Source organism: Nocardia sp. NPDC003345 (genome assembly GCF_053589395.1).
On record NZ_JBSFRU010000244.1, the window covers coordinates 1 to 9853 of the forward strand.

Consider the following 9853-nt stretch of genomic DNA (forward strand, 5'->3'; position numbering starts at 1 on the left):
GTCAGCGCTCGAGACTCGTGGCTGCGCCACATGCGCTTCGAGCGCTGACAGCAGACCCGGGCCGAACCCTTTGGGGGCCTCGCTGGACTCGGCGCCGGGAGGGTGGGCATTTTGGCGGAGTGGACCATACGGATGAGCCGGGGTGCTCCGGTCGCGTAGTAATGGGGCGAGGGGAACGCCCCTGATGACGCGGAGGGCGAGATCGACCTGCTGGACTTCTTCGCCGAACTCACCACCTACACCTCCTCGGCCTGCCTGATCGGCACGAAGTTCCGCGAGGAGAATGATCGGCCCGCGTTTGCGAATGGCGGGCTTACCGTCCTGGGTCGGTGACCACCGCCGCATCCTGGCCGTCCTGTCGTTCGCCGACTACACCGTGAGGTTCGCCCGGCTCGTCCCGGCGATCCGGCGGTGGAGCTAGTTGGAGTTGGCCGAATGGTCACAGGCTGTGCAAGGGGATTGTCCCCCAGCGCCTCGTTTTACGAGGCCCTGAAAGTGTTCGGCCCGCGTCGGCTTTCGGCCCTCGAAGCGCATGTGGCGCAGCCGCGAGTCCCGAGGGCGGAAAGCCGACGCTTCGGGGGCCGAACCCCGCGCGGCGAAGCCGCGCCGAAGATCACACCCCCTTCGCCGCCTGCAGCAGGTCGGCCAGGCTGGTGAACTTCACTCGGGGGCGGCCGGCTTCCTTTCCTGCCCCGCGCTCGGCCTGGTCGATGGCCTTCCATCCGACCCGGTCGACCAGGTCGGGCTGGCGTTCCTCGACCAGCGCGCGGAGCGCGGCGCGGTCGCCGGTGGGGGCGACCAGTTTGCCCGCGATGAAATCGGCGATCAGGCCTTCCACCGTCTCCTCGGAGTCGACGCGGTTGGAGCCGATGACACCCCGGGGGCCGCGTTTGATCCAGCCGCTGACGTAGACGCCGGCTACCGGGACTCCGTCGGGGCCGAGGACCCGGCCGTGTTCGTTGGGCACGACCGCGCGCTTGTCGTCGAACGGCAGGTCCGGGATCGGCTTACCGCGGTAGCCGATGGAACGCAGCACCAGCGACGCGGGCAGCGTGCCGGTATCGCTGGTGGGGCGAGCGTTGAGGACACCGTCCTCCTCGACCAGTTCGTTGCGGGCGTACTCCAGGCCCTCCGTCTTGTCAGCGCCGGTGACCGCGGTCGGGGCCGCCAGATACTTGAAGACGATCCGCTTGTTGCCCTCGGTGGACGGTTTCGCGGCGAATTCCTCGGCCAGCGTGTACTTCAGCTTCAGCGACGGCTCGATGTCCGGGTCGTCGAGCAGCGCCTGCGACGCGGGGTCGAGTTCGAGTTCCGCCGGGTCGATGACGATATCGACGCCGGACAGATGCGCCAAGGCCAGGAATTCCGGCGAGGTGTAGGCCGCCTGCAGCGGTCCGCGCCGCCCGAGTACCACCACTTCCCGGATATTGCTGCCGCGCAGGGCGGCCAGGGCGTGGTCGGCGATATCGGTTTTGGCGAGTTCGTCGGGGTTCACGGTCAGCACCCGGGCGACATCGAGGGCCACATTGCCGTTGCCGACGATGACGGCGCGCTCACCGGAGAGATCGAAGACGCGGTCGGCGTAGTCGGGATGGCCGTTGTACCAGGCGACGAATTCGGTGGCGGAGTGGCTACCGGGCAGATCTTCGCCCGGGATGCCCATCCGGCGGTCCGAGGACGCCCCGACCGCGTACAGCACGGCGTGATGGTGCGCGAGCAGTTCCTCGTGCGTCACGTGGGTACCGACCTCGACGTTCAGGTAGTACTGGAGCGTATCGCGCCGGAACGCGGATTCGAACATGCCGGCCACCGTCTTGGTGCCGGGATGATCGGGTGCCACGCCCGCGCGCACCAGGCCCCACGGAGTGGGTAGCCGGTCGAACATCTCCACCTGTACATCGCAGCGGCGCAGCAGTTCGTCGGCCGCGTAGGCGGCCGCCGGTCCGGCGCCGACGATGGCGACCCGCAGGGTGCCCAATTCCTTGGGCGGGCGCACGGGGGTCGAGATCGGGTCCAGGTTGGATTCCAGCGGATGCCGTTCGAACCAGGCCGCGTTGATATCCCGGAAGCGGGCCAGCGAGGCCGACAGATCGTCCTCGGAGAAGATGGCCTCCACCGGGCACGCGTCGACACAGGCGCCGCAGTCGATGCAGGTGTCGGGGTCGATGTAGAGCATTTCGGTCGTCGCGAATTCCGGCTGGTCCGGAGTCGGGCGGATGCAATCGACCGGGCACTCGGAAACGCAGCTGGCGTCGTTACAGCAACGTTGCGTGATTACGTAGGCCATAGTTGTACAGATCCTCGAGACTTATATGCGGTCTGGTGCCGTCCGGATCGCGGGTGGCGGGTGGTGCCACGACTTGGTGCGGACCGGGGTCACCGGACCTCCACTCTATTGTGACGCCGCTTTCAGTTTGCCTCGAGTGTGTTGTGGATCTCCGAACGGAGGGTGCCTACGGTGGTTTCATGGCACGGACTCTGATCTTGATGCGGCACGGCAAGTCGGCGTATCCGGCCGGGGTCGCCGATCACGAGCGGCCGCTGGCGCCGCGCGGAGTCCGCGAGGCCGGTCTGGCCGGCGACTGGTTGCGGGCGACGCTACCGCCGGTGGACGAGGTCCGCTGTTCGACCGCCACACGTACCAGGGAGACCCTGGTCGCCACCGGGATCGGGGCCCCGGTGGTGTTCGAATCCGGTATCTACGAGGCGTCCGCCGAATATCTGATCGAGCTGGTGCGGCTCACCGATCCGGTGGTATCGACGCTGCTGGTGATCGGCCACGCGCCGGGGATGCCGTGGACCGCGTGGGACCTCGCCGCCACCCACGACAGCGACGCCGCGGTACGGATCGGCCGCAAATTTCCCACCTCGGCGCTGGCGGTGCTGCGGTTCGCCGGGGAGTGGGACGCGGTGGACACCCGCACGGGCGATCTGGTGACCTTCCACGTCCCACGCTGAGGACCGGACGGTCAGCGCAGCAGTTTCCCGCCGAATACCGCTCCGGCACCGAGCAGCACCAGCAGCAGGAATGCCGCCCAACCGCCGATCAGCCACCAGACCAGTCCGAACACCACGACGATGGGCGCCACCGCGATCGCGGTGATCACCGGGCTCTCCTTGACCGTCGCCCAGGCCGACCGGGCCCGGATACGGTCTATCTCCTTCGCCATGGTTCCAGGCTACGTTCCGGCGACGGATTGCGCTGGCACGCGCGGTTTCCGCGCTGTCAGGTGGGCTGGACACGGCGGCGCCCCGCCCGCCGCCGACTACGCTGGCACCCGGCGGATGAGCCACGGCGGCGACGCCCAGCAGGAATTGTCCCGACGGAGAGGAACCGCGGAGATGACCGACGCGACCCAGCAGAGCACAGTGGTCCGCAACGCGGACAAGGACCGCTACGAGGTCTGGTACGGCGACGACCTCGCAGGCTTCGCCGAGTACATCGAACAGGGCACCGAGACCGTCTTCACCCATACCGAGATCGATTCCGCGTTCGAGGGCAAGGGTCTGGGCAGCAAACTCGCGAAATTCGCCATCGAGGACACCGTGGGCCGGGAGCGCGGGATCCGCCCGCAGTGCCCGTTCATCCGGGCCTACCTGGACAAGCATCCCGAATACGCCGGTCATATCGTCGGCGACGGCGGTGAGTGACCTCGACCCCCACCCCGGCGAGACCCGCTGCGAACCGGCCATCGGGCCGGGCCCGGTGGCGGAGTTGTATCCGGCGCGGGAGGTGCCGCTGGGCGGGGTCCGGGGTACGTATGTGGAGCGCACCCTGCCGCAGCGAGATCTGCCGACCGTCGGCGCCTGGTGCTTTCTGGACTATTTCGGGGCGCCCACGGTCACCACGACCGATGCCCCTCCGGATATCGATCCCCACCCGCATATCGGTCTGCAGACGGTCACCTGGCCGTTCGAGGGGATGATCCGGCATCGGGACTCGGTGGGTTCGGATGTGCGGATCCAGCCGGGCCAGCTCAACCTGATGACCTCCGGACGCGGGATCGCCCACTCCGAATACACCGTGCCCGACGCCCCCGCCGGCCGCGGCCTGCAATTGTGGATCGCGCTACCCGACGGTCACCGCGGGATCGCGCCGCATTTCGAGCAGCATCGCGATCTGCCCGAATACACCGCGCCCGGGCTACGGGCCAAGGTACTGCTGGGATCGCTGGCGGGGGTCGCCTCACCGGCGGTCATCTACACCCCGCTGATGGGCGCCGATATCCGGATCGACCCCGGGGCAACCGCCACACTCGAGCTCGATCCGGCGTTCGAGTACGCACTCCTGGTGGTGGAGGGCGCGGTGACGGCGGCCGGTACCGATCTGGGCCCGGGCCCGCTGCTGTATCTCGGCACCGGCCGTGACCGGCTCGAACTGGCCGGTACCACCGGCGCCCGCTTCGCGCTGATCGGTGGCGAACCGCTGGCCGAGGAACTGGTGATGTGGTGGAACTTCGTGGGCCGGGATCACGCGGAGATCGTGGCGGCCCGCGCCGATTGGGAAGCACACGACACCGGCCGGTTCGGTGATATCGAGGGCCATACCCCCGACCAGCGCATCCCCGCTCCGCCGTTGCCCGGCCTGCATCTGAAGCCCCGCCGTCGCCGGCCTCACGCCTGACAGCCGACCCCGCCCGACCCGAAACGCCACGGCCGCGTACCCGACGCCGAGGCCCTCGCACGGCCGACCACGACCGGTATCGAGGGCGCCGCCACGGGGCACCGGCCGACGTTGCGGAATCGCCGCTTGCCTGGAGTCCACTCCAAGTGGGTAGCGTCGATGAGGTTCGACGAGCCGGACGGGATCCCCCGGACCGGTGGGCGTACCGGTGATCGGTGAGGAGACAGGGTCGTGAACATAGCCGGACCGGCCCCGGGCGACCCGGCCCGGGAGCTTCCTCGTCACACGATCGGCGCCGCGGCCCGGCACTGCGGGCTGAGCCAGGACACCCTGAGGTGGTACGAGCGGATCGGCCTGCTCTCCCATATCGGCCGCGATCACACCGGCCGGCGCCGGTTCAGCGATCGCGACCTGGAATGGCTGATCCTGATCACCCGGCTGCGCACCACCGGGATGTCGGTCGCGGACATGATCCGCTACGCCGAACTCGTCCGTGCCGGTGAGGCCACGATTCCGGAGCGTCTGGCCATGTTCCGGCAGACCCGCGCCGAGGTCCTCGACCGGATCGCCGAACTCCAGCAGACTGTGGGCGTGCTGGACCGCAAGATCGCGATCTATGAACAGCATGTAGCGAACGACCCTGCCCGCGCGCCCGACAATGCCGCATCGTGAAGGGATAACCGCGACCATGACCTCCTCCTCGTCACTGCCGACGACCACGCTGGGAACCGGCGGACTCCGCGTCGGCCTCCAGGGGCTGGGCTGTATGGGAATGAGCGAGTTCTACGGCCCCACCGACCACTCGGAGGCCCGCGCGACCTTGGACCACGCGCTCGAACTGGGCGTCACCCTGTTCGATACCGCCGATATCTACGGGTCCGGCGACAACGAGAAATTCCTCGGCGATTTCGTCCGCGCCAACCGCGACGCCATCGTGCTGGCCACGAAATTCGGTATCGTCCGCAAGGCCGACGACCCCGCGTACCGGGGTTTCGACAACTCCCCCGATTACATCCGCCGCGCCGTGGACGACAGCCTGCAACGGCTCGGCACCGACAGCATCGACCTGTACTACATGCATCGCCGGGACCCCGCCGTCCCGCTCGAGGACAGTGTGGGCACCATGGCCGAACTCGTCCGGCAGGGCAAGGTGCGGGCCCTGGGCCTGTCCGAGGTCACGGGAGAGGAACTGCGGACCGCGCACGCGATCCATCCGATCGCGGCGGTGCAGTCGGAATGGTCGCTGTTCTCGCGGGACGTCGAACAGACGGCGGTACCGGCCGCCGCGGAACTGGGTGTCGCCTTCGTACCGTATTCACCGCTCGGCCGGGGGTTCCTCACCGGATCCTTCTCCCGGGGCGACGAACTGAACGATTCCGATTTCCGGCGGAACATGCCCCGATTCACCGGGGAGAACGCCGATCACAACGCCGCCCTGCTCGAACCGCTGCGCGCTATCGCCGCCGAACGCGGCCGCACGCCGGCCCAGATCGCGCTGGCCTGGGTGCACTCCCGTGCCCGGTTGCACGAGCTGCCGGTGGTCCCGATCCCGGGCACCCGGCGTCGCACCAGGCTCGACGAGAACGTCGCCGCGGCCACCACCGAACTCACCGACGCCGAACTCGCCCGGCTCGAACCGATCGCCGGTCAGGTCGCGGGCACCCGCTACCCGGATATGTCCTTCACCTCGGCGGGCCGCGAGTAGGCCCCTTCCCCGGCCGGGTCGAGCCGCTGGGTACCGATGACGCGCAGGAGTTCCATCTTCTCGGCGGCATCGGTGCCCGGCAGCGGCCAGTAGATCAGCAGTCGCTGTGACGCGTTCGGCGTGAGCAGGGTCTCGCAGTAGATATCGATCGGCCCGACTTCGGGATGGACGGCCGATTTGGTGTCGGAGAGCCGCACCGCGACCTCGTGCTCGTTCCACAGCCGCTCGAACTCCGGGCTCGCGGCCCGCAGCGCGGCGACGAGTTCGAGGACGTCGGGATCCTTGGACCGTCGCGCGGCGGTCGCGCGCAGATCCGCCACCTGGCGGCGGGAGAGCCGGTCCGCATCGTGGGCCGGAGCCGTATCGCGACCGCCGGGCTCGACGAACCAGCGCCAGGGATGGAACCGTTCCCATCCGCGCCGGTCGGCCATATCGCCGAACAGCAGAGCGTGCATCCGGTTCTGCACCAGCAATTCGCCCAGATCGGTGATCACCGCGGCCGGAGTGTCGTCCAGCTTCGCCAGCACATGCATCGAACCCGGGCCTACATGCCTGTCCGCGCCGCCACCGACCGGCGGGGAGTGACCGCACAGCAGGTACAGATGATCGCGTTCGTCGGCGGTGAATCGCAGGGCGCGGGACAGCGAGGCGAGGACCTGCGTGGACGGCCGGGGACCCCGGCTCTGTTCCAGCCGCGTGTAGTAGTCGGTGGAGATCCCGGCCAGCTGAGCCACCTCGTCGCGCCGCAGCCCGGGGGTGCGCCGGCGGGTGCCCGGCGGCAGTCCTACCGCCTCGGTGGTCAGCTGTTCACGCCGTCGTCGGAGGAAATCGGCGAGTTCGCGGCGGTCCATGACTCCACTGTCGCGCACCCGCGCGCCCGCAGCCAGGGACCGCCGCTCCCCCGATAGAGCATCTCTGCCATATGCGGTGCCGCGTGGCCAGTGTGGAGGTCATGACGAATACACAGATGCAGAATGCGCGGCTCGGCGGCACCGGGCCCACCGTGGGCCGGGTCGGGCTGGGCGGTATGAGTATGTCGGGCTCCTACGGCCCGGCCGATGAGACCGAATCGATCGCCACCGTGCACGCGGCCCTCGATGCCGGTACCCGGCTGATCGATACCGGCGACTTCTACGGAATGGGCCACAACGAGTTGCTCATCGGCCGGGCGCTGGCCGATCGCCCGCGCGCGGAAACCGTGCTGAGCGTGAAATTCGGCGGCATGATCGGACCGGACGGTGCCTGGCAGGGATTCGACAGCCGCCCGGCGGCGCTGCGTAATTTCCTCAGTTACAGCCTGCGGCGGCTGGGGACCGATTATGTCGATATCTACCGGCCCGCCCGCCTGGATCCCACCGTGCCCATCGAGGAGACGGTCGGCGCCATCGCCGAATTGATCGAAGCCGGCTATGTGCGTCATATCGGGCTGTCCGAGGTCGGGGCCGATACGCTGCGCCGGGCTGCCGCGGTGCACCCGATCGCCGACCTCCAGATCGAATATTCATTGATCTCGCGCGGCATCGAAACCGAGATCCTGCCGGTATGCCGCGAACTGGGCATCGGCGTCACGGCCTACGGCGTGCTTTCGCGGGGGCTGCTCAGCGATTCGATGCGCGGTCACGCCGACTTCCGCGCGGGCGACTACCGTTCCCATGCCCCGCGGTTCCAGGGCGCGAACCTCGCCGCCAACCTGAAACTGACCGATACCCTGGCCGGTCGCGCCGAACAGAAGGGCTGCTCGACCGCGCAACTGGCCATCGCCTGGGTGTTGAGCCGCGGCGCCGATATCGTGCCGCTGATCGGGGCCCGGACCCGAACCCGCTGGGCGGAATCGCTGGGCGCGCTGACCATCTCGCTGTCGGCGGCCGAGGTCGCCGAGATCGAGGCCGCGGTACCCGCGGATGCCGCCGCGGGCACGCGGTACGAAGCGGCGCAGATGGCCGCGCTCGACAGCGAACGCTGAACCGGCCGGGCCACCGTCCTGTCCCGCGCCTACCGGCTCCGATCCGGGATCGGAGCCGGTAGGCGGACGTGCGGCGCCGGTGGGCTTATTTCGCCAGCAGGGCATCCAACGCGCGGTAGCTGGCATTGAGCCCCTCGGCCATCCCGGACTGGAGCATGCCGTCACGTTCCTCCGGGGTGTGGAATTGGCTGACCGTGACCACCCGTGTCCGGCCGTCGCCGAGGTCCTCGAAGGTCGCCGTGTCGATCGCGACGTGTGCGGGCATGCCGTCCCATTCGAAGGACTGCACGATCCGCTCCTGGGGCACGATCTCCCGGATCCGGCCCTCGAACCCGTGCGTTTGGCCGTCGGCGTGTTCGACGAACCGCCAATGCCCGCCGGGCCGGAACTCCCAGCGCTCCACATCGACGCGGTTGCCCCGGCCCCACCACTGGGTGAGCTGTTCGAGCCGGGTGTAGGCATCCCACACCCGCTGCGGTGGGGCATCGAAAACTCTTTCTACCCGGATCTCACGATCCGCGGCGGCGGTAACGATGGCTTCTTCGGTGGCAGTGCTCATTGTTCGTGCTCCGTTCGTTGCAGGAATTCACCGAGACGGTCCATACGTGCTTCCAGCATCCGCCGGTAGCCCTGTAACCAGGCCACCTCCCGCTGGAACACCTCGGGTTCGATACGGCAGTACCGCACCCGGCCCCGCTTCTCCGTGGTCAACATGCCGGCGTCCTCGAGCAGTCCGATGTGTTTCTTGATGCCGGTGAGCGTCATCGAGAAATCGTCGGCCAGTTCGCTGACGGTGGCGGGCCCGCGGCCGAGCCGCTCGAGGATGCCCCGCCTGGTGGGGTCCGCGAGCGCCCCGAAGGAGGCGTCCAAGAACTCATACTGAACCATCTAGTTCAGTATTTGCCGGAGCGGAGCGATTGTCAACAGGCGGTGGTGAACAATTCATAGCTGTGCCCGTCCGGCGAGAGCACGTACACTCGGCGACCACCCTCCCGGCGATCGATCCGGCGATCCCATCCCCCCTCGGGGCCCGATCCGAACGCGATCTCGGAACGCCCCGCGAGCCACTTCACCGCGGCATCGAATACGGCATCGTCGACCAAAAACCCGTAGTGCCCCGGTTCCACCCGCCCTCGTTCATCGAAATCGAAGGTCAACTCGGGATTGACCCGCACCGGAACGAAGGGACCGGCGGGCGGTCCGACCGTCAGCCCCAGCAGCTCGGCGAAGAACGCGGCGCCGGTCACCCGATCGGACACCGGAACTATCGCGTGATCCAGTACGACCCGCCGGACCATCGCCCCAGCACTCGAATCCGACATCTTCCCCACTTCCAATTTGCATGCGTTTCACACTTATTATATATGCAAATGGCACACAACTGATCGAGGCGATAGATTGGGAACATGAGCGGCAGTTCCCCCTCCGCCGATGGCGGTCCCGCCTTGTTCCGCCTGGTTCGATTCTGGTCGAGGCGCTGGATACAGCGGGGCGCACCGGACCGGTCCGCCGACCTGCGGCACGCACAACACGTCCAGGTCGTCGAGGCGGTGGCCGGAGC

General features: G+C 68.2%; 12 protein-coding genes. 6 read left to right on the forward strand and 6 right to left on the reverse strand.

Features of this window, described 5'->3' with window-relative positions:
* Positions 1-613 precede the first annotated feature (613 nt).
* Complete coding sequence (locus ACWDU1_RS23105; protein WP_450001439.1) at positions 614-2287, reverse strand: 4Fe-4S binding protein; 1674 nt, start codon at positions 2285-2287, stop codon at positions 614-616.
* Between the two features lie 179 nt (positions 2288-2466).
* On the opposite strand from ACWDU1_RS23105, the gene ACWDU1_RS23110 reads away from it, so the two are divergent.
* On the forward strand, positions 2467-2958 hold the full coding sequence (locus ACWDU1_RS23110; RefSeq protein WP_450001441.1) for a SixA phosphatase family protein: 492 nt from the start codon (positions 2467-2469) through the stop codon (positions 2956-2958).
* Between the two features lie 11 nt (positions 2959-2969).
* Here ACWDU1_RS23110 and ACWDU1_RS23115 read toward each other — a convergent pair whose 3' ends face one another.
* Complete coding sequence (locus ACWDU1_RS23115) at positions 2970-3170, reverse strand: hypothetical protein (protein WP_280396626.1); 201 nt, start codon at positions 3168-3170, stop codon at positions 2970-2972.
* Between the two features lie 172 nt (positions 3171-3342).
* Here ACWDU1_RS23115 and ACWDU1_RS23120 point away from each other — a divergent pair, with 172 nt between their 5' ends.
* The 4 genes from ACWDU1_RS23120 (at position 3343) to ACWDU1_RS23135 (ending at position 6329) form a co-directional block, all read left to right on the forward strand.
* Positions 3343-3651, forward strand: coding sequence for a GNAT family N-acetyltransferase (locus tag ACWDU1_RS23120; protein ID WP_450001443.1), 309 nt, complete (start codon positions 3343-3345; stop codon positions 3649-3651).
* Positions 3644-4624, forward strand: coding sequence for a pirin family protein (locus ACWDU1_RS23125; RefSeq protein ID WP_450001445.1), 981 nt, complete (start codon positions 3644-3646; stop codon positions 4622-4624). Before ACWDU1_RS23120 ends, ACWDU1_RS23125 begins: the two co-directional genes overlap by 8 nt.
* 231 nt (positions 4625-4855) lie before the next feature.
* Entirely contained in the window at positions 4856-5296 is a 441-nt protein-coding gene (locus ACWDU1_RS23130; protein WP_450001447.1) for a MerR family transcriptional regulator, read from the forward strand.
* 16 nt (positions 5297-5312) lie between these two features.
* Positions 5313-6329: an aldo/keto reductase gene (locus tag ACWDU1_RS23135; protein WP_450001448.1), complete on the forward strand. Its 1017-nt coding sequence runs from the start codon at positions 5313-5315 to the stop codon at positions 6327-6329.
* On the opposite strand, the gene ACWDU1_RS23140 is transcribed toward ACWDU1_RS23135, so the two are convergent.
* Positions 6290-7180: a helix-turn-helix transcriptional regulator gene (locus ACWDU1_RS23140; RefSeq protein WP_450001449.1), complete on the reverse strand. Its 891-nt coding sequence runs from the start codon at positions 7178-7180 to the stop codon at positions 6290-6292. The genes ACWDU1_RS23135 and ACWDU1_RS23140 overlap by 40 nt on opposite strands.
* Positions 7181-7281: 101 nt before the next feature.
* On the opposite strand from ACWDU1_RS23140, the gene ACWDU1_RS23145 reads away from it, so the two are divergent.
* Positions 7282-8292, forward strand: coding sequence for an aldo/keto reductase (locus tag ACWDU1_RS23145; protein ID WP_450001451.1), 1011 nt, complete (start codon positions 7282-7284; stop codon positions 8290-8292).
* An 85-nt stretch (positions 8293-8377) separates the two neighbouring features.
* On the opposite strand, the gene ACWDU1_RS23150 is transcribed toward ACWDU1_RS23145, so the two are convergent.
* The 3 genes from ACWDU1_RS23150 to ACWDU1_RS23160 are packed head-to-tail and all read right to left on the reverse strand — an operon-like array spanning position 8378 to position 9614.
* A complete protein-coding gene (locus ACWDU1_RS23150; RefSeq protein WP_450001453.1) occupies positions 8378-8851 on the reverse strand; it encodes an SRPBCC family protein in 474 nt (157 codons plus the stop codon).
* Complete coding sequence (locus ACWDU1_RS23155) at positions 8848-9180, reverse strand: ArsR/SmtB family transcription factor (protein WP_450001455.1); 333 nt, start codon at positions 9178-9180, stop codon at positions 8848-8850. Before ACWDU1_RS23155 ends, ACWDU1_RS23150 begins: the two co-directional genes overlap by 4 nt.
* A 32-nt stretch (positions 9181-9212) precedes the next feature.
* The gene (locus tag ACWDU1_RS23160; protein ID WP_450001457.1) at positions 9213-9614 is read right to left on the reverse strand and encodes a VOC family protein; all 402 of its coding nucleotides are present in this window, start codon (positions 9612-9614) and stop codon (positions 9213-9215) included.
* Positions 9615-9853: the final 239 nt, after the last annotated feature.